Here is a 24,614-nt window from a genome sequence, read left to right on the forward strand (position 1 = left end):
AGCCAGGGCAACATCGTCTCGGTCACCGACGCGCTCGGCAAGACCATCACCTATGCCTATGACGCATTCGGCAACCTGACCAGGACCACCGATCCGTCCGGCAATGTGAGCACGGCGACCTACGACCCCCGCGGTGCCAAGATCGTCGATGCCGATCCCGACATGGGATCGTGGAGCTACAGCTACAACACGCTCGGCCTGCCGGTCAGCCAGACCGATGCCAAGGGACAGACTGTAAATCTGACCTATGACAAGCTCGATCGTGTGATCCAGCGGGTCGAGCCGGACAAGACCAGTATCTGGACTTACGATACGGCCGCGCACGGGATCGGCAAGCTCGCCTCGACCGCGATCACGGCGGGGGCAGGCACCGGCTATTCGCGCAGCGTCAGCTATGACGCGCTCAGCCGGGCGACCCAGGTCGCGACGGTCATCGATGGCGCGACCTACAACATGAGCGCGACCTACGATGCCAACGGCCAGCTCAGCAAGGTCGGTTACGCTTCCGGCTTCACGGCGCGTTACGCCTACACCAGCCTCGGCGACGTCAATCAGCTGTTCGATGACGCAACCGGCCAGGTGCAATGGACCGCGAACGCGATGGACGCGGAGCTTCACCTGACGCAGCAGACCACCGGCAACGGTCTCGTCACCACCAACGGCTTCGATGCTTTGACCGGGCGGCTGACCAGCATCGCGACCGGCAGCGGCGGGGCGGTGCAGAACCTCAGCATCACCTATGACAAGCGCGGCAATCCGCTGTCGCGGAGCGATGCCAACACCAATCTCAGCGAGACCTTCACTTATGATGGTCTCAACCGCCTGCTGTCCTCAACGGTCAACCTGACCCCGACGCCGCTGTCCAAGACATTCTCCTACGACCCGATCGGCAACCTGCTGTCGAAGTCGGACGTCGGCAGCTACACCTATCCGGCGGCGGGGCAGGCGCAGCCGCATGCGGTGACCAGCATCAGCGCGGGCCTGATCTCGACCACCTTCACTTACGACCTCAATGGCAACCAGACCTCGGGCCTCGGCCGCACCATCGCCTGGACCTCCTACAACAAGCCGGCGAGCATCACACAGGGCACGCGCACGATCAGCTTCGTCGACGACACCGAGCACCAGCGCTTCAAGCAGGTGACGCCAGAGGGCACCAAGCTCTATCTGTCGGCGTTCGGGGTCTCGGCTGAGGTCAGCAATCCCGGCACCAGCTCGCAAATCTGGACCGACTATCTGTCGGTCGGCGACGCCATGGTCGGCATGCGGACCGTCCAGGCCGCATCAGAGACCATCGCCACGCGCTACTTCCACAGCGACCATCTCGGCTCGATCGCGGTGATCACCAACGAAGCCGGCGCCGTGGTCGAGCGGCTCAGCTACGATGCCTGGGGCAAGCGGCGCAACCCTGATGGTACCGACGACACCACCGGCAGCATCACCAGCCAGAGCAGTCGTGGCTTCACTGGTGAGGAGCAGCTCTCGGTCTCCGGCCTCGTCCATCTCAACGGACGGGTCTACGATCCGATCGTTGCGCGTATGACCAGTGCGGATCCGACCATTCCACGCCCGCTCAGCACACAGGGATGGAATCGATACTCATATGCCAGCAATAGGCCCGTGAGGAACGTGGATACAAGTGGATTCTATGACAGCGATAGTGGACGCCTTTACGTGAGCGCGGCTCCCTATGGTGGTATCGGCTTAGGTTACGGTGCGAGCGGAGGTTCTGGAGGTGGTTTTCCTGGATATGATCCCTTCGCACCATACTCGGGAGGCCTGCCCGGGACGAGCTGCTGCGCTGCGATCGAAGCACAGATGAACGCGACTTTGGCCCAACAGGCGCAGATAAACGCGAACATGGCCGCGATGAATGCTGCCCTGGCAGCAAACCAGGCTTCCATCAATGCTCAGATTGCAGCCATGAACAATTCGATGGCGGCCCAGGCTGCCATGTATATTCCTCCCATGCCGCAGGCACAGTCGACGCCGGCCGCGACTGTTTCACAGTTTGCTCCAGTTGCTCAGGCGCCGATAACAAGTTCGCTGGCATCTAATGCGCTGGGCTATCTCCACAATGCTCTTATGGCAGCTTCCTTCGCTCCCTCCGCGATTGGAGCTGCGGCTTCTGCGGTAGACGGCCTGCTCTATCTCGCGGAGGGTGATTTCACGAATGGAGGTATTGGCCTTGCGGCCGCAGTGTTGGGTATTGGCGCGGATGCTGGCCTCATTAGACTGGGTCTGAAGGGGGCTCAACTCGGCACGGACGCGCTTAGGGGAAGTGCGGCGCAAGGCGCCAGACTTGCAGAGCATTTGCGGCAAGCTCAGAGCTACGGCAAGGGTGGTTATAAAGAACTTCAAAATGGTCGAGTTAGGTACTATGGTGAGATGCAAGCAGCGCGGACGTCGGGGCCGATGGCAGGACGAAGGCTAGTACGTGAATGGGACCCGGTTTCGGGCAACACTCGGACTTGGAACGAAACGCTCGATACCTCGGGACAGGTTCGGATTGTGCGCCCCGAGACCGGAGGCCAGAAAGTGCATTATCAATTCGACCAAACGGGGAAGTATGTCGGATCGTGGTAGTCTTGGCGCTGAGCCGACGCGCGCTGAGGTGCGAGAAAAGATTCTCGCACTTATTGGAGATGACGCATCGCGCACGCCAGTGTCGAACTGGGCAGCGCAATGGGTACGGCTAGTCGATCCCGGGGTTCAAGATCCGGATGTTTGGCTGGCCATTACAAGACTGTCTGGAGCAGATTTTCAGACCTCTCCAACGAGTTATCTTCACGGCGATGAAGACTTCATTGCCTGGTTACACGACTTAGGGGAATCCTAACGACAGCCGTTACGGTGCACCAAATGGATGCTTGGTTGAACCGCGCAGAACCGGCCGACCTCCTCGGTCGAGACCATCATCTTAACGTATCCGTCCGGTGAAGGCCGCCTTGCCGAATGAGGAGTATTGTTGAGAACTGCCCTTATGGACAGTGATAGGCGCAGTGCCCAAGTCGAACGGCTTGAAGTGATTGACACGGGCCGGCGGCGGCGCTGGTCCGAGAATGAGAAGCTCAAGATCGTCCTGGAGAGTTTACAGGCGCCGCGCCAAGTCGCGGCAACAGCGCGGCGAGATGGCGTTTCGCGCTCATTGCTGCTGCCATGGCGGCGCTCGTTTCGGCCGGAGCCGAAGGATGCCGCCCATCAAACGGGCTTCGCACCGGCGATGGTGGTCGCGGAATCAGAGCCGATGCCTTCCAGTCGTGCCGGCCAGCAGCGGCGGGTCGATCGAGATCGAGTTTGCCGCCGGGGCTCGGATGCGGATCATGGGTACGGTCGACGCGGCCACGCTGAAGGCCGCCGTGGCGGCGCTGGCAGATGGTCGCCTACGGTGATTCCCATTGGGTCGGGCGTGCGGGTGTGGATTGCGACCGGCCACACCGATATGCGCGGCGGCATGAACTCGCTGGCCTTGCTGGTGCAGGAAGCGTTCACGCGAGACCCGCACGGCGGCGACCTCTATGTGTTCCGTGGCAAAAGCGGCAAGCTGATCAAGATCCTTTGGCATGATGGACTGGGCATGTCGACGCCAAGCGGCTGGAGCGCGGCCGCTTCTTGTGGCCGTCGTCGGCTGATGGCGTGGTGACCATCACCCCAGCCCAGCTTGGCTACCTGCTGGAGGGCATCGACTGGCGGATGCCGCAACAGACCTGGCGACCGCAGGCTGCTGGCTGATCGCTGGGATTTGAATCGGTGGCACGATCAGCGGTCCAGACAGCGACCGCGTCTTGTGATTCTCTGGTCCGCGATGGGCCCCGATGATTCTCTTCCCGACGATGTGACTACGCTGCAGACCATGCTGCGCGCCGAGCGAGCGGCCCGGTTGGCCGCGGAAGCCGAGGCCCAGGCGGGGAGCTTGTTGATCGAGAAGCTCAAGCTCACGATCAAGAAACTCCGGCACGAGCAGTTCGGACAGTCCTCCGAGCGAGGCGCATTGCTGGACCAGCTCGAGCTACAGCTCGCCGACCTGGAGGAGAACGCGGCGCAAGCTGAGACGTCGGCGCAGATGGCAGCCGAGAAGATTGCGGTGCCATCGTTCGAGCGCCGCAAGCCAGCCCGCCGGCCGCTGCCGGAGCATTTGCCGCGGGAGCGCATTGTCTATCCGGTGCCTGCCACCTGCCCATGCTGCGGCGACAGCCGATTGCGCAAGATTGGCGAGGACGTGACCGAGACGCTGGAGCTTGTTCCGCGCCAGTGGAAGGTGATCCAGCACGTGCGCGAGAAGCTCGTCTGCCGGGCCTGCGAAGCGATCACCCAGCCGCCGGCTCCCTCGCATCCGATTGCGCGTGGGCGTGCAGGGCCCAAGCTGCTGGCCCATGTGCTGTGCGCCAAGTACGGCCTGCACCTGCCGCTGCATCGTCAGAGCGACGTCTACCAGCGTGAAGGCATCGACCTCGACGTATCGACGCTCGCGGACTGGGTAGGTGCCTCCGCGGCAACCCTGATGCCTCTGGTCGATGCGATCCGGAGCCACGTCTTCACAGCCGAGCGCATCCACGCGGATGACACCACGGTGCCGGTCCTGGCGAAGGGCAAGACCCGAACCGGCCGGCTTTGGACTTACGTGAGCGACGATCGTCCGTTTGCAGGCTCAGATCCGCCGGCAGCCGTGTTCTTCTACTCGCCCGATCGTGGCGGTGAGCATCCGGAGCAGCATCTGGTGGGCTATGCCGGACTGATGCAGGCGGACGCCTACGCCGGCTTTGGCAGGCTCTACGAGGCCAATCGCAAGTGCGGCCCGATCATCGAGGCCGCGTGCTGGGCGCACGGCAGGCGCAAGTTCTTTGATCTCGCGCGGCTCAATAAGGCGGCGATCGCGGCCGAGGCGGTCAAGCGCGTCCAAGCGCGTCGATGTCCTGTTCGCCATCGAGCGCGAAATCAACGGTCTTGCTGCGCAGGTGCGTTTGCGTGTGCGCCAGGAGCGTAGCCGCCCCTTGGTCGTCGAGCTGGAGGCGTGGATACGCTAGCAGCGCATCGAGCTCTCTAGGAATAGCGACACGACCAAGGCGATCAATTACTGCCTCAGCCGCTGGGCTGTGTTTAGCAGCTTCCTTGATGACGGTCGGCTTTGCCTGTCGAACAATGCCGCCGAGCGCGAGCTACGGGCGGTCGCCGTGGGGCGAAGAAACTGGACCTTCGCCGGGTCCGATGAGGGCGGCCGGCGTGCGGCTGCCATCTACAGCCTCATCGAAACCGCCAAGCTCAATGACTCGACCCGCAGGCTTGGCTATCCGATGCTGGCCCGCCTACCGGATCATCCCGCCAAGCGTATTGACGAACTGTTGCCTTGGAACTGGAAAGTGCTGGTGCCACGTTAGCGGCGTGAACAACGAAAAGATCAGCAAAATTGGTCGCTCTGCTTGCATAATCCATTGATCGTTCAGCGCCGCACGGGCAGGGGCTTGCCCACCGGCATCAGTTCATATGGCGGCTTCCAGCCTGATGGCGCGCCGTCATGGCGGCGCTCATGGACCAGCCTACCACGCGGCGTGAGAGCAGGTCGATCACCGCCGCCACATAGAGCCAGCCCTCGGTGGTCCAAAGATAGGTGAAGCCGGCGATCCACTTCTGGTTCGGCCGTTCGGCGGTGAACTCGCGGTCCAGCAGGTTCGCCGGCACGGTCTCGAGCTGTCGATTGCCGTCATCCTTCGGCAGGCGTCGTCAGCGTGGCTGTGCCCGCAAGCCTTGTAGGCGCTTCAGCCGGTCGGTCTTGAGGTTAGCCAAGCTGAACTTTCCCAGAAAACAGAGCGTACGAGATACGATCCGCTTCTCTCGTCACCGCGACGGACACAATGGAATACCGCTGCGTCGAGGCGCTTGTCGGCACGAACTCCGCTCGCGATTTACAATTCAGTCGTAACCCATGGATCTATATGGCCCCATCGAGACGATCCTTTACAGCTAAGTGTCTGTAATTCCGTCTGAAAGATGAGACTCTTAGTCAGCGGGTCTTCGGACTTTCACAAAGTACCGAGAAAGAAGGCTGACCACCGATTGACCACCGAAACATCATCATCAAGCGGATTGAAGGTAGTCAATCTCGAGCAAAATTCATTGTTTTATTGATCTTTTCGGCTGCTATTTACGTTCTGGACGCAGGGGTGCGCAAGTCGACTTGATCAAGCCGATCTCCTGCTTCTTGGCCACAAACTGCCTGACTTAGTGGCCGAGCACTGGTGTGTGCCCCACCAAATAGAAGACCTATCCAATAAAACCGGTTCTGGCTACCCCGCGTTCGCCTTCAGCCCCGCCGCCTGGATGCCCGCCACCGCGCAGGCCTCGTCATTGTCGGACGTATCGCCGGAGACGCCGACCGCGCCGAGCAAGGTCGCGCCGTCCATGATCAGCACGCCGCCGGGGACCGGCACTAGTGCGCCCTTGGCGATCGTGTTCACGGCATCGATGAAATAGGCCTGCTCCTGCGCGCGCTGGAACAAAGCGCGCGAGCCCATGCCCATGGCGAGCGCGCCGTAAGCCTTGCCATGCGCAATCTCGGCGCGCATCAGGCTGGTCCCGTCCTGAGCGGCGGCCAGCTTGAGCACGCCGCGCGCGTCCAGGATGGTGACGACCAGCGGCTTCAGCTTGAGCTCGCCTGCTTTCGCGAAGGCGGCGTCGAGGATTTTTTGGGCAGTGTCGAGGGTGAGATCAGCCATGGCTGGTTTCCTTTGCAGCTGGAGAAGTGGCGTTGGACTTGGCGCGATCGAGGCTCATGGCCAGCACGCGCGCGACGTGAAGCGCGTCGCGCTTCGTGCCGTCGCGGATCTGGTGCCGGCATGAGGTGCCGTCGGCGACGACCAGCGTATTACGGTCAGCCTTCCGCACGGCGGGCAGCAGCGACAGCTCGGCCATCTCGATCGAGGCATCGTAGGTATCCGCACCATAGCCGAACGCGCCGGCCATGCCGCAGCAGCTCGACTCGATGGTCTCGACCTCGAGACCCGGGACGAGCCGCAGCACCTGCGCGACCGGCTTGAAGGCCCCGAAGGATTTTTGATGGCAATGGCCATGCACGACGGCCTTTTCAGTGACGCTGCCGAGCGGCAGTTGCAGCCTTCCGGCCTCGGCCTCGCGCACCAGAAACTCCTCAAACGTCAGCGCATGGGCGCCGACCGTCTTGGCGTCGTTGTCCCTGCGCAGTGAAGCGAGCTCGTCGCGCAGCGTCAGGAGGCAACTCGGCTCGAGGCCGACGATCGGCACGCCGCGTGCCGCGAACGGCGCGAAGGCCGACACCAGCCGGTCGAGCTCGGCTTTGGCTTCGTCGACGAGACCGGCCGAGAGGAACGTGCGGCCGCAGCACATCGGACGGCTGCCGCTCGCAGGTCTTGGTAGATGCACGCGATAGCCGCCAGCCGTGAGCACGCGCAACGCGGCATCGAGGTTCTCGCGCTCATAGATGCGGTTGAAGGTGTCGACGAACAGCACGACCTCGCGGCCGGTCTCCGGGCCGACGCTTTCGGCCGGCGGCACGAACACATCGCTGCGGAAGGCGGGGAGCGCCCGGCGTGCGCTGATGCCGGCAAAGCGCTCGAACAGCTTTCGCATCAGCGGGCTGTTGTTGCGCAAGTTCGCCAGCGCCGCGAAGCGCGACGCAAGGCCGGCATAGCGCGGCAGATATGCGACCAGCCGGTCGCGCAGCGTTAGGCCGTGGCTGGCGGCGCGCGCGGCGAGCACCTCGATCTTCATCTTGGCCATGTCGACGCCGGTGGGGCATTCGTGGCGGCAGGCCTTGCAGGAGACGCAGAGTTTGAGCGTTTCCATCATCTCGTCGGAAGCGAGCGCATCGGGGCCGAGCTGGCCGGAGATCGCAAGCCGCAGCGTGTTGGCACGTCCTCTCGTGACGTCCTTCTCGTTGCGCGTGGCGCGGTAGGACGGGCACATCACGCCGCCCTCCAGCTTGCGACAGGCGCCGTTGTTGTTGCACATCTCGACCGCGCCCTGGAAGCCGCCGCCGGCGCCGGGATAAGCCGACCAGTCGAGCTTTGTCTTCAATTCGCCGACCCGATAGTCGGGCCTGAAGCGGAACAGCGAGCGGTCGTCCATCCTGGGCGCATCGACGATCTTGCCGGGATTGAGCACGCCCTCGGGATCGAAGCGCTGCTTCACCTCCCTGAAGTCGGCGACGAGGCGCTCGCCGAACATGCTCTCGTGGAATTCGGAGCGCACCAAGCCATCGCCATGCTCGCCCGAATGCGAGCCCTTGTACTCGCGCACCAGCGCAAACGCCTCTTCGGCGATGGCGCGCATCGCCTTGACGTCCTTCTCCAGCTTCAGGTTCAGCACGGGCCGCACATGCAGGCAGCCTTCCGAGGCGTGCGCGTACATCGTGCCGCTGGTGCCGTGCTTGGCGAACACTTCGTTCAGCCGCGCGGTGTAGTCGGCGAGATGCGGCAGCGGCACGGCGCAGTCCTCGACGAAGGACACCGGCTTGCCCTCCTGTTTCATCGACATCATGACGTTGAGGCCGGCCGCGCGGAAGTCGGCAATGCCGCTCTGCAGCGCCGGCTCGGTGATCTCCACCACGCCGCCCCATTTGCGCGTGTCGTTGTTCCAGCCGAAGCCGAGATCGCCCATCAGCTCGGTGAGCTGCTTGAGCCGCACCAGATTGTCCGACTGGTCTTCTTCGGCGAACTCGACCACCAGCACGGCGTCCGGATCGCCCTTGATCGCCGCGGAGATGACGGGTGCGAACATCGCGATGTCGCGGCCGAGCGCGATCATGGTGCGGTCGACCAGCTCGACCGCGATCGGCTTGAGCTTGACGAGGTGCTGGGCCGCATCCATCGCCTCGTAGAAGCTGCCGAAATGGCAGACGCCGAGCACCTTGTTGCGGATCACGGGCCACAGCTTCAGCTCGACCTTGGTGGTGAAGGCGAGGGTGCCTTCGGAGCCGACCAACAGATGCGCCATGTTGTTCGGCGCGTTGCGCGGCACCAGCGCATCGAGATTGTAGCCGCCGACGCGGCGCTGCACCTTTGGGAAGCGCGCGGCGATCTCGTCGGCCTCGCGCGTTCCGAGATCGAGCATGTCGCGGAACAGGGCGCGGGTGCTGTCGCTCGCCTCGAAGTCGGAGAGATCGCGCGCGACCTCGCCGAAGCGGCTCAGCGTGCCGTCGGCCAGTGATGCCTCCATCGACAGCGTGTTGTCGCGCATGGTGCCGTAGCGCAGTGAGCGGCCGCCGCAGGAATTGTTGCCGGCCATGCCGCCGATGGTGGCGCGGGAGGCCGTGGAGACGTCGACCGGAAACCACAGGCCGTGCTTCCTAAGCTGACGGTTGAGATCGTCGAGCACAATGCCGGGCTCGACGACGCAGATGCGCCCTTCGACATCGAGCGACAGGATCCGGTTGAGGTGCTTGGAGAGATCGACCACGATGCCGTCATTGACGGTCTGGCCGCATTGCGAGGTGCCACCGCCGCGCGGGGTGACCTTCAGCCCCTCGTCGCGCGCGATCGCCAGCGCCCGCAAGGCCTCGTCCATGGTCTTGGGGACCACCACGCCTGCCGGCATGATCTGGTAGAACGAGGCGTCGGTGGCGTAGCGGCCGCGGCTGAAGCCGTCGAACAGGACGTCGCCGGTCAATTCCGACCGCAGGCGCCGTTCGAGCGAGGAGGCGTTCGTCATTCCTGATCCCGGGCTGACCCAGCGAGGCCCAGCCTTGCTGAGTTATTCATTGTGGTTCCTGACCGATTATATTGTGAATGCAAAAGAGCGAGCCGGGCGCCCTCAAGGCGATGCCGGCACGCTCTCTTGGGGCTCGGTCAGGTGCTCGATCGCCGCAGCTCGCTTGTTGCGCAGATGCTGGAACAGGATGTCGCTGAGCTCGCTGCCGGCGCGGCGGCGCAGCGCATCGAGGATGGCCTCGTGCTCGCGCATGGCTTCCGCCCAGCGCTGCCGCTTGCGGGCGAAATTGGCGGAGTAGCGGACGCGGCGAATGCGGCCGGCAAAGTTGGCGTAGGCTGTCTTCAGCGTCTCGTTGCGCGCGGACGCGACGATGCTCTCGTGGATGCGCTGGTTGGCCTGGAAATAGCCGTGCATGTCGCGATGCAGATAATGGCCGTACATCTCGTAATGCAGCTGCTCGATCGCCGTGATTTCCGCATCCGTTATCGCTTCGCAGGCGAGGCGCCCAGCCAGGCTTTCCAGGCCCGCCATAACGTCGAACAGTTCTTCGAGATCCCGCTGGCCGAGCTGGCGCACCCGCGCGCCACGGTTGGGCAGCAGCTCGATCAGGCCCTCGGCGGCGAGCACCTTGAGTGCCTCGCGCAACGGCGTGCGGGAGATGCCGAGCATCTCGCAGAGCTGCCGCTCGGGAACACGCGCGCCTTCAGGGATATTGCCTTCGACCACGTAGTCGCGCAGCCGCAGCAGGATCTCGCCATGCAGCGAGGCCTCCTGACGGTTTTCCTGGCGGTCGCCGCCATTGCCGGTTGGCGGGGTGATCGGCACCCCGGTCTCGGGAATCGTGGATTTCATTTGCAGCACAGTAGTTTGCCCGATTGGTCGCGTCGACGTTCGCAATCGAATACCAGATTTCGATTGATTGCACAAAAAATGAATGCAAAATAGCCGTCAGAGCTGACCAATACCCGCCGAAAGGGAGCTTCATGCCTCAGGGACGCCATTTCCTGCAGATTCCGGGCCCGAGCCCGGTCCCCGAGCGTGTCCTGCGCGCGATGGACATGCCTGTCATCGACCACCGCAGCCCCGAATTCGGCGAGCTCGGGCGGACCGTGCTCGAAGGCAGCCAGAAGATCTTCCAGACCAAGGGGCCGGTGGTGATCTTCCCCTCGTCGGGGACCGGCGCCTGGGAGGCCGCGATCGTCAACACGCTGTCGCCGGGCGACAAGGTGCTGATGGTCGAGACCGGCCACTTCGCCACGATGTGGCGGCAGATGGCCGGCCGCTTCGGCATAGAGGTCGATTTCGTCCCGGGCGACTGGCGCCGCGGCGCCGATCCCGCGGTGATCGAGGCCAAGCTCGCCGAGGACACCACACGCACCATCAAGGCCGTGATGGTCGTGCACAACGAGACCTCGACCGGCGCGACCAGCCGCATCGCCGAGATCCGCGCCGCGATCGACCGCGCCTCGCATCCGGCATTGCTGATGGTCGACACCATCTCCTCGCTCGGCTCGGTCGACTATCGTCACGACGAGTGGAAGGTCGACGTCAGCGTCAGCTGCTCGCAGAAGGGTTTCATGCTGCCGCCCGGCCTCGGCTTCAACGCCATCTCGGACAAGGCCTTGGCCGCGTCCAAGACCAACAAGATGCCGCGCTCCTATTTCGACTGGGAGGAGATGCTCAAGCCCAACGCCAAGGGTTTCTTCCCCTATACGCCCGCGACCAATCTGCTCTACGGCCTGCGCGAGGCGATCACGATGCTGCTCGAGGAGGGGCTCGACAACGTGTTCGCCAGGCATCAGCGGCTCGCCGCGGCGACGCGCGCCGCCGTCAATCATTGGGGTCTCGAAGTGCTCTGCCAGGAGCCTTCGGAGTTCTCGCCGGTGCTGACCGCGGTCCTGATGCCCCCTGGGCATGATGCCGATCAGTTCCGGAAAGTCGTGCTCGACAATTACAACATGTCGCTCGGTTCGGGCCTGTCGAAGGTCGCCGGCAAGGTCTTCCGCATCGGCCATCTCGGCGAATGCAATGCGCTGACGCTGCTCGGTGCGCTCACCGGCGTCGAGATGGGCCTGTCGGTGGCCGGCGTGCCGCACCGCTCCGGCGGCGTCGACGTCGCGATGAAGCTGCTGGAGCAGCGCCCGCAAGGCAATGCCGCGCCGCATCTGAAGATCGTCGGCACGTGAAGGTGTGGTCGCGGCGGTGCGGCTGGGGCAGGCCGGCCCGCTATGCACGAACGGACTTTTGGAGGAGAGGACAAGCCGGTCAAATGGTGCTATTCGGCGCCCACCCAATCAAGGCAAGACCGGGAAGGACGCCGATGACCGTGCATACTGGAAGGCATTTCTTACAGATTCCAGGACCGACCAACGTGCCCGATCGGGTGCTGCGGGCGATGGACATGCCGACTTTGGACCATCGCGGTCCGGAGTTCGCCGAGCTCGGTTTTGCCGTCCTTGCCGCAATGCAGCGCGTGTTCCGCACCCAGCAGCCCGTGATCATCTTCCCCTCGTCCGGCACCGGCGCCTGGGAAGCGGCGATGGTCAACGTCTTCGCGCCCGGCGACAAGGTCTTGATGTGCGAGACCGGCCAGTTCGCCGTGCTCTGGCGCGGCATCGCCGACAAGTTCAAGCTCGACGTCGACTTCATTCCGAGCGATTGGCGCCACGGCGCCGACCTCGCCGAGATCGAGAAGCGTCTCGCCGCCGACAAGCAGCACGCCATCAAGGCGGTCTGCGTCGTGCACAACGAGACCTCGACCGGCTGCGTGAGCCCGCCCGCGGAGGTGCGCAAGATCCTCGACCGCGTCAAGCATCCGGCGCTCTTGATGGTCGACACCATCTCCGGCCTCGGTTCGATGGAATATGAGCACGACGCCTGGGGCATCGACGTTTCGGTCGCGGGCTCGCAGAAGGGCCTGATGCTGCCGCCGGGCCTCGGCTTCAACGCCGTCTCGGAGAAGGCGCTCGCCGTGGCGAAGGCCAACCCCGGCATGCGCTCCTACTGGGACTGGCAGGAGGTTATCAGCTTCAACAAGCTCGGCACCTTCCCCTACACGCCCGCGACGAACCTGCTCTACGGCCTGCGCGAGGCGGTGAAGATGCTGGAGGAGGAGGGGCTGGAGAACGTCTGGACGCGCCACAAGCGCCACAGCGCTGCGACGCGGGCTGCGGTCAAGGTCTGGGGCCTGGAGACGCAATGTGCCGATCCCGCCGCGCATTCTCCGGCGCTGACCGGCGTGCGCGTGCCTGAGGGCTTCGATGCCGACGCCTTCCGCAAGGTGGTGCTGGAAAACTTCGACATGTCGCTCGGCACCGGCCTGAACAAGGTCAAGGGCAAGGTGTTCCGCATCGGCCATATCGGCCATTTCAACGATCTGATGTTGATGGGCACGCTTGCAGGCGTCGAGATGGGCCTCGACCTCGCAAAGATCCCGCACCGAAGCGGCGGCGTGCTCGCGGCCATGGACGTCCTGAAGGGACGCGACGTGGTGCCGATGACCAAGGCTCAGGTTGCCTAGAGGCAGCCTGATTGAACTTCAGTGAAGAAAGCGAGCGCGCGATGAACGCACCGACGGCTGCCAACGAAGACCTGCTCTACTCCGTCACGGACGGCATCGCGCGGATCACCTTCAACCGACCGCAGGCGCGCAACGCCATGACCTTCGCCATGTATGACCGCATGGCGGAGATCTGCGAGGAGATCAACGCCGACCGTTCGATCAAGGCCCTGATCCTGACCGGCGCGGGCGACAAGGCGTTTGCCTCCGGCACGGACATCTCGCAATTCCGCGTCTTCAAGACCGCGCAGGATGCGCTCGACTACGAGGCGCGCATCGACCGCGTGCTCGGCACGCTCGAGCAGTGCCGCGTGCCGGTGATTGCGGCGATCGCCGGCGCCTGCACCGGCGGCGGCGCAGGGATCGCGGCCTGCTGCGATCTTCGCATCGGCACCGAGACGACGCGGATGGGCTTTCCGATCGCACGCACGCTCGGCAACTGCCTGTCGATGTCGAACATCAGCCGCGTCGTCGCGCTGGTCGGTCCCGCCCGCACCAAGGACCTGATCTTCAAGGCGCGCCTCGTCGAGGCGCAGGAGGCGCTGGCGCTCGGCCTGCTCAACGAGGTCGTGCCTGACGTCGAGACGCTGCAGCGTCGCGCCGACGAGACCGCGAAGCTCGTCGCCAGCCACGCGCCGCTGACGCTCGAAGCGACCAAGGAAGCGGTGCGCCGCATCCGCCGCACGCTCTCGCGCGAGGAAGGCGAGGACCTGATCCTGAAAGCCTATATGAGCGAAGATTTCCGCGAGGGCATGGATGCCTTCCTCAACAAGCGGGCGCCGGTCTGGAAGGGCAAATAAGTCTCACCGGCTTTCGGATTCGTCAGTCGAAAGTCATATGCGTGCAATTGCCCGTCTGCTTGAACTCCTCAGGATTAGTCCGCACTATGCAGGGATAGAATTCTCCGCACCTACAACTCAAGAAACATCAGGGGATGAAACTCGTGCGAATTCCAGTGAAAGCCGTCGGCGCTGCGACGGCGCTGTTGTTGAGCACGCCGGCGTTTGCCGGCTGGGAACCGACGAAACCGGTGGAGATCGTGGTGGCGGCGGGCGCGGGTGGCGCCTCCGACCAGATGGCCCGGATGATGCAGGCCGCGATCCAGAAGAACAATCTGATGAAGCAGCCGATGGTGGTCTCGCTCAAGGGCGGCGCCTCGGGCGCGGAAGCGCTGATGTACATGAAGTCCAGCGAGGGCGATCCCAACAAGGTGCTGATTGCCTATTCGCTGATCTACATGCTGCCGCTGTCGGCGAAGATCCCGTTCAACTGGCGCGAACTGACGCCTGTCTCCGTGGTCGCGCTCGACCAGTTCGTGCTGTGGGACAACAGTGCAGGCCCCAAGACGGTGAAGGAATTCGTCGCGGCCGCGAAGGCGGCGAGCGCGCCGTTCAAGATGGGCGGCACCGGCTCCAAGCGCGAGGACCACGTGCTCACCGTGTTCCTGGAGCAGAAGACCGGGGCGAAATTCTCCTATCTGCCCTACAAGTCCGGCGGCGAGGCCGCAACCCAGCTGGTCGGCAACCACACCGAGGCCAACGTCAACAACCCATCCGAAAATCTCGAAGTCTGGCGCGCCGGCCAGGTGCGTCCGCTCTGCGTGTTCGACAGGGAGCGCATTTCCTACACGACCAAGGTGACCGACACGCAGTCCTGGGCCGACATCCCGACCTGCAAGGAGGAGGGCGTCGACGTGCAATATCTGATGCTGCGCGCGATGTTCCTGCCCGGCAAGGTCACGCCGGAGCAGCAGGCGTTCTACGTCGATCTGTTCCACAAGGTGACGCAGACCGCGGAGTACAAGGACTACATGGAGAAGCAGGCCTTGAAGCCGATCTTCCTCACCGGCAAGGACATGGTGCAGTTCCTCGAGGAGGACGATGCGCTGAACAAGTCGCTGATGACGGAAGCCGGTTTCGTTGCCAAGTAGCTCTCTCTTCTCCCTCGCCCCGTTCTTACGGGGAGAGGGTCGGGGTGAGGGGCTTTCTCCGCGAAGACGGTGACGGACGGACTCGCGGAGAGTCCCCCTCACCCGGCGCTTCGCGCCGACCTCTCCCCGCAAGCGGGGCGAGGTGACATAACTCCCCGCTTTGCGAAGTAACTCATGTCCCAAACCGATATCGAAATCGTCGTCGAGGATCCCACCGCGCCCGAAGACGATTCCCCCTCCGTCGTCTCGTCCGGCACGATCGAGATCGTCGTCTGCCTGCTGCTGCTCGCGCTCGCGGTCACGCTCGGCTTCGACAATTGGCGCACCGGCGCGTCCTGGGATGCGACCGGGCCGGAGCCCGGCTATTTCCCGTTCTATCTGTCCGTCATTCTCGCCGGCGGCAGCTTCTACGGTCTGGTCGCCACGCTGCTGGCGCGGCGCGCCTCGTCCGGCACCTTCGTCACGCGCGCACAAGGCCGCCGCGTGCTGGCGGTGTTCGTGCCGACGCTGCTGTTCTGCCTGACGACGCAGTTCCTCGGCCTCTATGTCGCGAGCTTTCTCCTGATCGCGGGCTTCATGCGCCTCGTCGGCCGGATCGCGCTGTGGAAGTCGCTGCTCACCGCGTTCGCGTTCACGGCGATCATGTTCGTCACCTTCGACGTCGCCTTCGACGTCATCATGCCGAAGGGGCCGCTCGAAGCGGCCCTCGGCCGCTAGACGGAGCCCCACGCGATGGAAGCTCTCGGTCTCCTGCTCCACGGCTTTGCCGTCCTGCTGACATGGAAGACGCTCGTGCTGATGATGGTCGGGCTGGTGCTCGGCATCTTCGTCGGCGTGCTGCCCGGGCTCGGCGGCCCCAACGGCGTTGCGATCCTGTTGCCGCTGACCTTCACGATGGACCCGACCTCGGCGATCGTGATGCTGTCCTGCATCTATTGGGGCGCATTGTTCGGCGGTGCCATCACCTCGATCCTGTTCAACATTCCGGGCGAAGCCTGGTCGGTCGCGACCACTTTCGACGGCTATCCGATGGCGCAGCAGGGCAGGGCGGCGGAGGCGCTGACTGCAGCGTTCACCTCGTCCTTCGTCGGCTCGCTGGTCGCGGTGCTGCTGATCACCTTCCTCGCGCCGATGATCTCGTCCTTTGCGCTGAAATTCGGCCCGCCCGAGTTCTTCGCGGTGTATCTGCTCACCTTCTGCTCCTTCGTCGGCCTCGGGCGCGAAGCCAAGCACAAGACGGTGATCTCGATGTCGCTGGGCCTGCTGCTGGCCGGCATCGGCATGGATACCGTGTCGGGCAACCTCCGCATGACTTTCGGCTCGCCGGAGCTCTTGCGCGGCATCAACTTCCTGGTGGCCGTCATCGGCCTGTTCGGCATCAGCGAGATCCTGCTGACGATGGAGGAGCGCCTTGCGCTGCGCGGACATGCGGCGGGCATCTCGCTGCGCGTCGTGCTCGGCGTCTGGAAGGATCTGCCGAAATACTGGGTGACGCTGCTGCGTTCATCCTTCATCGGCTGCTGGCTCGGCATCACGCCCGGCGGTGCGATCGCGGCCTCCTTCATGGGCTACAATCTGGCAAAACGCTTCGCCAAGGAGTCCGAGAGCTTCGGCAAGGGCCGTATCGAGGGCGTGTTCGCGCCGGAAACGGCGGCGCATGCCTCCGGCACCTCGGCGCTGCTGCCGATGCTGGCGCTCGGCATTCCCGGCTCGGGCACGGCCGCGATCCTGCTCGGCGGCCTCATGGTGTGGGGCCTCAATCCGGGGCCGCTGCTGTTCGTCGAGCACAAGGATTTCGTCTGGGGCCTGATCGCCTCGATGTATCTCGGCAACGTCGTCGGTCTTGTGCTGGTGCTGACGACGGTACCGATCTTCGCCTCGATCCTGCGCGTGCCGTTCGCGGCGGTGGCGCCGATGATCGTGGTGTCCTGCGCGATCGGCGCCTATGCCATCCAGAACGCGATGTTCGACATCTGGCTGATGCTGGGCTTCGGGGTGGTCGGTTACGTCTTCAAGAAGATCGGCATTCCGCTGGCGCCGTTCACCCTGGCGCTCGTGCTCGGCAACCGCGCCGAGGATGCCTTCCGCCTGTCGATGATCGGCTCCGGCGGCACCTTGAAGGTGTTCTGGTCGAACGGCCTGGTCGGCTCGATCACAACCCTCGCGATTCTGCTGCTGTTCTGGCCGGTGATCGACAATCTCCTCGGCCGTGTCGGGTTGACGCATGGGACCAGGGCGACATCGCCCTAGGACGTTGGAGCAATCTCTTTTGAGATCAACAACTTAAGTGAGAGGTGGTTTTTCGGCCGGGATGCTGCCGCGAGTCCGATTGTTTCCGAATGTTGCCGCTGCGGCACAGCCGCTTGGCGGGTATGCGCGTATATTTCGTCATCTTTTTAGTGCGGAGGAATTGCAATGAAGCGGATTGTAATGGGACTGGCAGCGGCAATGTCGCTGTTGGCGACGGGGGCCATGGCTGCGGATCTCGCGGCGAAGCCCTACGTCAAGGCTCCGCCTATGGTCGCAGCGGCCTACAATTGGACCGGCTTCTATCTCGGCGGCAATATCGGCTACAGCTGGGGCCGCTCCCGGGACGACTCCACTTTGACCACGCCCGCCGGCGTCGTGCTTTTTGCGAGCAGCGATCGCACCAACATGGACGGCGTCATCGGCGGCGGCCAAATCGGCTATAACTGGCAAACACAGAACTGGGTCTGGGGTGTCGAGGCCGACATCCAAGGCAGCGATCAGAAGGGCAGCCGCGCCTTCACCTGTCCGACGGGCGTGTGTACCCCTCCGTTCGGCGTGATCGCCGTGTTCCCTGGTCCGGCCGTTCCCGTCACGCTTGACCAGAAGCTGACCTGGTTCGGGACGCTCCGCGGTCGCATCGGCATCCTTGCGACGCCGACCGTGCTGTTCTACGGAACGGGCGGTCTGGCTTACGGAGAGGTGAAGACCACGGAGACCATCGGTGCGGCCGCGGCCGTGTTCTCCAACTCCGACGTGCGCGTGGGCTACACGGTTGGTGCCGGCGTCGAGGGCGTGATCAGTGGCAACTGGACCGCAAAGCTCGAATATCTCTGGATGGATCTCGGCCGCACCCGGGGTTCGTTCACCACGGCCATCGGGGCGCTCGGTGGCGGCGTGCTGACGAGCAACTATAGCTCGAGGATTACCGACAATATCGTGCGGGTCGGAGTGAACTATAAATTTGGTGGCCCGGTGGTCGCCAAGTACTGATCGGACATTGGCGTCCAACTAGAAGCAAAGCCCGGCCTTGAAGCCGGGCTTTGTCGTTTGAGTCGAGTATGGCGACAGCCTCGAAGAAAGGCCTCTAGTCAGGCTGATGACGGCGAAGCACGGGCGAAGAGCAAAGGACGTCATCGCGAGATGGTGGCTGAAGCCAGCGCGGCGAAGCAACTTAGCACCCGGCAGCATTTTGGCAGGAACTCCAGCGCCAAGCTCGATTGTTTCCGAATGTTGCCGCTGCGGCACAGCCTTTGCGCGAGTGTGCGGGTATATTTCGATCACAAGATGGTGCAAGGGGGAATTCTCCATGAAGCGGATAGTGATTGGAATGGCGGCCGCGATGTCGCTCTTTGCGACTGGCGCACTGGCCGCCGATCTCGCGGCAAAGCCCTACGTCAAGGCGCCTATCGTCGATCCGGTCTGGAGCTGGACGGGCTTCTATGTCGGCGTCAACGGCGGCTACAGCTGGGGCCGTTCGCGCACTGACGTCTCCTACTTCAGCTCGGCCACCGGCGCGCCGATCGCGCCGCCGGCCGGCTCCATCACCAGCGCCTCGTTCGACATGAACGGCGGCGTCGCAGGCGGTCAGGCTGGCTACAACTGGCAGAACGCCAATTGGGTGTTCGGCATCGAGGGCGATCTCCAATGGTCGGGCGAACGGGGCAGCGCCCTTTATAGTTGCGCCGCGGTGGCGGTCACCGCCGGTCCCTGTCTTCCCGGTCTGACTTTCCTGCCCGCTGCTGCTGCGGGAGGCACCACGCTCAACGTTGATCAGAATCTGCAGTGGTTCGGCACGGTCCGCGGTCGCGTCGGCATTCTGGCAACCCCCAAGGTGTTGTTCTACGGCACCGGCGGCCTCGCCTTCGGCGAGATCAAGACCACGGGCACCATGAGCGGCTTCACCCCCGCGGGTGTCGCGGTCACCTCGATCGGCTCGACCTCGACGACCCGCGCCGGCTGGACCGTGGGCGCCGGCGTCGAAGGCAAGATCACCCAGAATTGGAGCGCCAAGCTGGAATATCTCTACATGGATCTCGGTCGCTTCTCGTCGGGTCCGTTCACGCTGGCGCCGGCTTCGACGATCAGCGCCAACGTGTCGTCGCGCTTCACCGACCACATCCTGCGCGCCGGCATCAACTATCAGTTCGGCGGCCCGGTGGTCGCCAAGTACTGAGAGGTACTGAGCAACAGCGGAGATCAGTGCAGGAAATCCGTCGATAACCAAAGCCCGGCTCCCCCGCCGGGCTTTTTGTTGCGGACGTGCCCGGTGGGCCCATTCCACTTCGTGGAGTTCCAGCCTCGCGATCCTATCGCCGAAGCCAACTCGGTTCAGGGCCTTATCAACCGGTCCGCTCAGTCCAGAGAACGCACCTTCTTGCGGCTAGGGTGCGGGAAGTCGGCAACCGGAGAGCAGGTCCGGTCGACTTTACCTTCTGCTGGGGGATCCGAGGAACCTAAAGGTCGACCATTGTGCAACCTGATGCCAAAATCGTACGACTCAGACAAGGCTTGCCATGCGGGAAGCTTCACTTCGCTCGAACAGTCTGGTGACCCGCGGTATGCCGGCGTTGTGGTGGGGCGCTGTGGTTGCAGGAAGTTTTCTTACCTCCTCCTGCGTGAGCTCTGACGCAATCCCCTCAAAGTCAGGGGTTGCAGCCGGTGCTCCTTGGGCCCGAGATCTCAACGAGCCCCCTCCTAGTCGGCCCGTACAAAGGCCGGACTAGGTCTGCGAGGGCGCAACATACCCGACATTTGGAACCCCTTCTCTCCTGTCGCGCGACCGAAGGACGATCACTCCCGTGTCGCTTTCTCCGAGATCAAGCCCGACGAGACCGCCGCAAGGCCTTCGGAAGGTCATTCCTATGTTCTCCGTCGTCGATTTCCGCGTCACCCTCGCCGCCGTGCTGCTGGCGGGAGGTACCCCGGCAATCGCAAAATCGCCCACGCCGCGGCCCGACATCGAGTGGCGCACCAGCTATACGATAAGCAACAGTGCCTGCGCCGCCTGATTCGCCTGTATGGGGACGAAAGCGACTACGAGAACTGGACTGAAAGTGGGTGAATGGGGCGCGAATTCCTCAATCGCGCACCTAATGTGGTCGAAGCCCCCAAGTGCCCTTTGCGATCACCGATGAGTCGTCAATTCACAAGTGTGTCTTTCAATAATCATAATATCTTGGCCTGTATCCATAGCCTGGATGGCCGTCATATCTCGGATGCCAGTATTGGCGATAGCCATACGGCGGGTCATCAGGTAATGGCCGCTTGTAGAAGCCCGGCGCCTTGTACCCGTTAGGGTAGCAACGGCCGTTCGAGAAGTTGAAGTCATACCCGGGCGGGCAAGCGCCGTCAGGACTACCGCGAAACTGAATTTGTCGGATGGTCGGTCCCTCTGAGGGAGGAACTAATATGCCGATCTGGAGAGCGAGAGCCGCGCTGGCGATAGCTGCAAGCATTTCTATTTCCTCCATTAACCCGCTTGAGGTTAGACCATATGCATGTAACGAGTAATGGCTGCTGAACCAAATATTTATCTACGGTTCACAACTTACCATGACCGCTTCAGCCTCTCAGCTTTTGCAGAACCTCCCGCACACTACCCGGCACTCGCGCTACGGAAGTGTACAAAACCAAGATGCGACCGCAAGTAGACGGTTGCACTAGAAGCTCACCTGTTATCGGTTAGTTGGACCCGTGGTCCCCAAGCACTGAGGTCAACCAAGGCGTCTACAACAAGTAAAGCCCGGCCTTGCGCCGGGCTTTGTCGTTCAGACGGGGCGCGTGAGGTTCACACCACCTTGGCCTCGCGCAGCTTTGCGATCTCGTCGGTCTCAAAGCCGAACTCCTTCAGCACCTCGTTGGTCTGCTCGCCGAATTCCGGCGGCCGCGCCACCATCCTGCTCGGCGTGCGCGACAGCGTCACGGGCTGGCCGACCAGGCGGATCTGCCGGCCTTCGTCGTTCGGCACGTCCTGGGCGATGCCGAGATGCTTGACCTGCGCGTCCTCGAACATCTGGTCGATGGCGTAGATCGGCCCACAGGGCACGCCGGCCTCGTTGAGTTCGCGGACCCAGGTCTCGGTCGATTTCGTCACGGTGCGCTTCTCGATCTCGGCGTTGAGCGCATCGCGATTCCTGGAGCGGGCGGGAGCGGTCGCATAGTCGGGATGACTGCAGAGCTCCGGCGCGCCGATCGCCTGCGCGCAGCGCTCCCAGATCCGCCCGCCCGTGGTGGCGATGTTGATGTAGCCGTCGGAGGTCTTGAACACGCCGGTCGGAATGCTGGTCGGATGGTTGTTGCCGGCCTGCTTGGCGACCTCCTTCTCCATCAGCCAGCGCGCGGCCTGGAAGTCGAGCATGAAGATCTGGGCCTGCAGCAGCGAGGTCTGCACCCACTGGCCCTTGCCCGAGACTTCGCGCTCCAGCAGGGCGGTGAGGATGCCCATCGCGCAGAACAGCCCGGCACTGAGGTCGGCGACGGGAATGCCGACCCGCATCGGGCCTTGGCCCGGCGCGCCGGTGATCGACATCAGCCCGCCCATGCCTTGCGCGATCTGATCGAAACCCGGCCGCTTGTGGTAGGGGCCGTCTTGGCCGAAGCCGGAGATGCTGCCATAGACGATGCGCGGGTTGATCGCCGCGAGGCTGTCGTAGTCGATGCCGAGCTTCTTCTTCACGTCGGGCCGGAAATTCTCGACCACCACGTCGGCCCTGGCGGCGAGGCGCTTGAACACCGCGAGCCCGCGCTCGTCCTTCAGGTTCAGCGCCATCGCCCGCTTGTTGCGGTGCAAATTCTGAAAGTCGGAACCGCGCCGCGGCCCGCCCGGCTGCTCGCCGCCGGCATCCTCGGTCAGCGCGTCGATCTTGACGACGTTGGCCCCCCAGTCGGCGAGCTGCCGCACGCAGGTAGGCCCGGAGCGGACACGGGTCAGATCGAGCACGGTGAAGCGCGACAGGGCTTCCGAGGCATGCGGGAAGGGCATCGTGAAAGGCTCCGGAACGGATTGCGGGCCTACCATAGTGCCTGGAGAGCACGCGACAAGCCGGGCCGGCGCCGATGCCGCCTGCCGAAATGCCGTGCCTGATGCGGCCGAGATCAGCGCGACAAGCGCTTCAATTCCGCGCGCGCCTGCTCGGCCAGGGGATCGTCGCCGTGGCGCGCAATGAAGAGCTCGAGGGCCTCACGCGTTCCCTTCCGGCGTGCGGCCTCGTATTCCTCTGCCACGGCAACGGCAGGGTCTCGCGCCATCGGCATGGAGGGCGCGCGCCCTACCTTGCTGCTGTCGTCTGCTTTGGCCTTCTCCACCATCACAGGCAGTCCTCCGAAGGGTTGGTGGGTCAGTCCGGTGAATGCCATCAAGGCGCCAAACAGGCCGGCCGGGAGTGTGCGTCGTGTCATGAAACCCTGCAAACTACGGTGTTCCCGGAACTAAACTCTAGGGTGGCGTTCCGTATGACTACGGGATTTAATGGCTAACACAGCCTTATGAGAGCAGCGCAAACGCCGCTGCCCCATTTAAACCAAACGTTTAACTCTCTAGCTAGAATCATGTGCCCCCGCGGCGAATCACACGACGCGTTGCTTTGGAGAGTCAATTGGCTACCGCTGTTAATGTCAGTGCCACCAACAACGCCGAGATCGACGGCCTGCTGTCGGGCGTCAAATGGTCGGGCACGATCACCTACAGTTTTCCTGACGCGCCGAGCGACTATTCCAATCCCTATTACGGCGGCAGCAGCGAGCCGACCACGTCGGGCTTTGCGTCCGCGCCTTCGCAGATCCAGACGGCGATCAACTACGCGATCGGATTGATCCTCGGCTACACCAACGCCAACATCCAATATGCGGGCACGAACGGCTCCGACATCATGGTCGCGCAGTCGCCGGCCGCCAATCCGACCGCCTACGCCTACTATCCCGGCAATTACGCGTCCAGCGGCGACGTCTGGTTCGGCACGCAATACAATTTCTCGCTGGCCAAGCTCGGCAATTACTACTTCACCACCGCGCTGCACGAGCTCGGCCACGCCTTCGGCCTCAAGCACAGCCAGGAGGCCGGCGGCCCCGGCAACGTCGCGGTGCCGAGCGCGCATGACGACAGCGAATACACCGTCATGAGCTATCGCAGCTATGTCGGCGGCTCGACGACGAGCGGCTACACCAACGAAGCGTACGGATATCCGCAGACCTACATGGCCAACGATATCCTCGCGCTCCAGACCATGTACGGTGCGGACTACACGACCCAGAGCAGCAACACCGTCTACACCTGGAATCCGGCCACGGGGCAGGAGTTCATCAACGGCGTCGGCCAGCTCGCACCGGGCGGGGGCGCCGGCGGCTCGGCCAACCGCATCTACGAGACCATCTGGGACGGCGGCGGCGTCGATACCTATGACCTGTCGAACTACACGACGAACCTGAGCATCAACCTCAATCCCGGCGCCTCGTCGGTGTTCTCCTCCGTGCAGCTGGCCTATCTCGGCGATGGCCATTACGCCTCGGGCAACGTCTATAACGCCTATCTCTATAACGGCGACGCACGCTCCTACATCGACAATGCCACCGGCGGGTCCGGCAACGACACGATCATCGGCAACGCCATCGCCAATACGCTGAGCGGCGGCGGCGGCAACGATACGATCACCGGCGGGGCGGGCAACGACACCATTAACGGCGGCTCAGGCACGGACACGGCAATATATTCGGGCAGTCGTGCGAATTACCGCATCTCGTACAATTCGGCGACCCAAACCTTCGCGGTGGCTGATCTACGCTCCGGCACGCCGGACGGGACCGACACTGAGACGGGAATTGAGTATTTCCAGTTCGCCGACGGCAGAATTGCTAGCTCCAGCTTGGTCAACGCTACGGTCGAAGCGGTCGGATCGACCAGCTTAGTGCAGATGGGGGATAACTTCTACCTTGACGCGATCAGCACGGGCAGTGGGCCCATCCTGAAGATTTCCGGCTCGCCGGTCAGTGCCATTGCATGTGGCACCTGGGCGCCGATCGCGGCCGAGCAGACCGCCGGCGGATATTATGTGGCCTGGAAGGACTCGGTGTCAGGTCACTACACTGCCTGGAGCACGGATAGCAATGGCAACTATATCAATAATATCGTTCCTGAGGTGACGGGTACGAATGCGTCGTTTCAGTCGCTGGAGACTACCTTCCAGCAAGACCTCAATGGTGATG

The 24,614-nt window shown here is 63.4% G+C and carries 19 protein-coding genes and 2 pseudogenes; 15 read left to right on the plus strand and 6 right to left on the minus strand.

Features of this window, described 5'->3' with window-relative positions; all coding sequences use genetic code 11:
- The 5 genes and pseudogenes from HZZ13_RS35565 to tnpC form a co-directional block, all read left to right on the plus strand.
- Window positions 1-2,586, plus strand: a 2,586-nt coding sequence (locus HZZ13_RS35565) for an RHS repeat-associated core domain-containing protein (RefSeq protein WP_283817208.1), incomplete at its 5' end; no start/stop codon positions are given.
- The gene (locus HZZ13_RS37835) at window positions 2,570-2,839 is read left to right on the plus strand and encodes a YxzC family protein (protein WP_512699609.1); all 270 of its coding nucleotides are present in this window, start codon (window positions 2,570-2,572) and stop codon (window positions 2,837-2,839) included. The genes HZZ13_RS35565 and HZZ13_RS37835, both read left to right, overlap by 17 nt.
- Window positions 2,840-2,983: 144 nt before the next feature.
- The gene (gene tnpB / locus HZZ13_RS37725; RefSeq protein ID WP_283817209.1) at window positions 2,984-3,643 is read left to right on the plus strand and encodes an IS66 family insertion sequence element accessory protein TnpB; all 660 of its coding nucleotides are present in this window, start codon (window positions 2,984-2,986) and stop codon (window positions 3,641-3,643) included.
- On the plus strand, window positions 3,640-3,732 hold the full coding sequence (locus HZZ13_RS37730; RefSeq protein WP_376707098.1) for a hypothetical protein: 93 nt from the start codon (window positions 3,640-3,642) through the stop codon (window positions 3,730-3,732). Before tnpB ends, HZZ13_RS37730 begins: the two co-directional genes overlap by 4 nt.
- Before the next feature lie 73 nt (window positions 3,733-3,805).
- Window positions 3,806-5,375, plus strand: a pseudogene (gene tnpC, locus HZZ13_RS35580) (IS66 family transposase).
- Window positions 5,376-5,502: 127 nt separating this feature from the next.
- Here the strand turns inward: tnpC and HZZ13_RS35585 are convergent.
- The 4 genes and pseudogenes from HZZ13_RS35585 to HZZ13_RS35600 form a co-directional block, all read right to left on the minus strand.
- Window positions 5,503-5,769 (minus strand): annotated as a pseudogene (locus HZZ13_RS35585) (DDE-type integrase/transposase/recombinase); the annotation flags it as partial.
- A gap of 512 nt (window positions 5,770-6,281) precedes the next feature.
- Window positions 6,282-6,710 carry a GlcG/HbpS family heme-binding protein gene (locus tag HZZ13_RS35590; protein WP_197964088.1) on the minus strand — a complete coding sequence of 143 codons (429 nt, stop codon included), beginning with the start codon at window positions 6,708-6,710 and terminating at the stop codon, window positions 6,282-6,284.
- Entirely contained in the window at window positions 6,703-9,678 is a 2,976-nt protein-coding gene (locus HZZ13_RS35595) for an FAD-binding and (Fe-S)-binding domain-containing protein (protein ID WP_197964089.1), read from the minus strand. The genes HZZ13_RS35590 and HZZ13_RS35595 overlap by 8 nt, the downstream gene beginning before the upstream one ends.
- Before the next feature lie 102 nt (window positions 9,679-9,780).
- Window positions 9,781-10,530 carry a GntR family transcriptional regulator gene (locus HZZ13_RS35600; RefSeq protein WP_197964090.1) on the minus strand — a complete coding sequence of 250 codons (750 nt, stop codon included), beginning with the start codon at window positions 10,528-10,530 and terminating at the stop codon, window positions 9,781-9,783.
- A gap of 131 nt (window positions 10,531-10,661) precedes the next feature.
- Between HZZ13_RS35600 and HZZ13_RS35605 the strand changes: the two genes are divergently transcribed.
- From HZZ13_RS35605 to HZZ13_RS35645, 9 genes are all read left to right on the plus strand, one after another.
- Entirely contained in the window at window positions 10,662-11,864 is a 1,203-nt protein-coding gene (locus HZZ13_RS35605; protein ID WP_197964091.1) for a pyridoxal-phosphate-dependent aminotransferase family protein, read from the plus strand.
- A gap of 134 nt (window positions 11,865-11,998) precedes the next feature.
- Entirely contained in the window at window positions 11,999-13,198 is a 1,200-nt protein-coding gene (locus tag HZZ13_RS35610) for a pyridoxal-phosphate-dependent aminotransferase family protein (RefSeq protein WP_197964092.1), read from the plus strand.
- Between the two features lie 41 nt (window positions 13,199-13,239).
- A complete protein-coding gene (locus tag HZZ13_RS35615; protein ID WP_197964093.1) occupies window positions 13,240-14,037 on the plus strand; it encodes an enoyl-CoA hydratase/isomerase family protein in 798 nt (265 codons plus the stop codon).
- Between the two features lie 134 nt (window positions 14,038-14,171).
- Window positions 14,172-15,167, plus strand: coding sequence for a Bug family tripartite tricarboxylate transporter substrate binding protein (locus HZZ13_RS35620; RefSeq protein WP_197964094.1), 996 nt, complete (start codon window positions 14,172-14,174; stop codon window positions 15,165-15,167).
- Between the two features lie 174 nt (window positions 15,168-15,341).
- A complete protein-coding gene (locus HZZ13_RS35625; RefSeq protein ID WP_197964095.1) occupies window positions 15,342-15,884 on the plus strand; it encodes a tripartite tricarboxylate transporter TctB family protein in 543 nt (180 codons plus the stop codon).
- Between the two features lie 15 nt (window positions 15,885-15,899).
- Window positions 15,900-17,417 carry a tripartite tricarboxylate transporter permease gene (locus HZZ13_RS35630; protein ID WP_197964096.1) on the plus strand — a complete coding sequence of 506 codons (1,518 nt, stop codon included), beginning with the start codon at window positions 15,900-15,902 and terminating at the stop codon, window positions 17,415-17,417.
- Window positions 17,418-17,582: 165 nt separating this feature from the next.
- Window positions 17,583-18,407 (plus strand): outer membrane protein, encoded by an 825-nt coding sequence (locus HZZ13_RS35635; RefSeq protein WP_197964097.1) that lies wholly within the window; start codon window positions 17,583-17,585, stop codon window positions 18,405-18,407.
- Window positions 18,408-18,723: 316 nt separating this feature from the next.
- Window positions 18,724-19,590, plus strand: a complete 867-nt coding sequence (locus HZZ13_RS35640) for an outer membrane protein (protein WP_197964098.1) — start codon at window positions 18,724-18,726, stop codon at window positions 19,588-19,590.
- Window positions 19,591-20,278: 688 nt separating this feature from the next.
- A complete protein-coding gene (locus HZZ13_RS35645) occupies window positions 20,279-20,425 on the plus strand; it encodes a hypothetical protein (protein ID WP_197964099.1) in 147 nt (48 codons plus the stop codon).
- A 779-nt stretch (window positions 20,426-21,204) separates the two neighbouring features.
- Here the strand turns inward: HZZ13_RS35645 and HZZ13_RS35650 are convergent.
- Window positions 21,205-22,398 (minus strand): CaiB/BaiF CoA transferase family protein, encoded by a 1,194-nt coding sequence (locus HZZ13_RS35650; protein ID WP_197964100.1) that lies wholly within the window; start codon window positions 22,396-22,398, stop codon window positions 21,205-21,207.
- A 113-nt stretch (window positions 22,399-22,511) separates the two neighbouring features.
- The gene (locus HZZ13_RS35655) at window positions 22,512-22,814 is read right to left on the minus strand and encodes a hypothetical protein (RefSeq protein WP_197964101.1); all 303 of its coding nucleotides are present in this window, start codon (window positions 22,812-22,814) and stop codon (window positions 22,512-22,514) included.
- A gap of 197 nt (window positions 22,815-23,011) precedes the next feature.
- Between HZZ13_RS35655 and HZZ13_RS35660 the strand changes: the two genes are divergently transcribed.
- The coding region (locus HZZ13_RS35660; RefSeq protein WP_197964102.1) for a M10 family metallopeptidase C-terminal domain-containing protein at window positions 23,012-24,614 on the plus strand (1,603 nt) is incomplete at its 3' end.

Source organism: Bradyrhizobium agreste (genome assembly GCF_016031625.1).
In the GTDB taxonomy this organism is placed as follows: domain Bacteria; phylum Pseudomonadota; class Alphaproteobacteria; order Rhizobiales; family Xanthobacteraceae; genus Bradyrhizobium; species Bradyrhizobium agreste.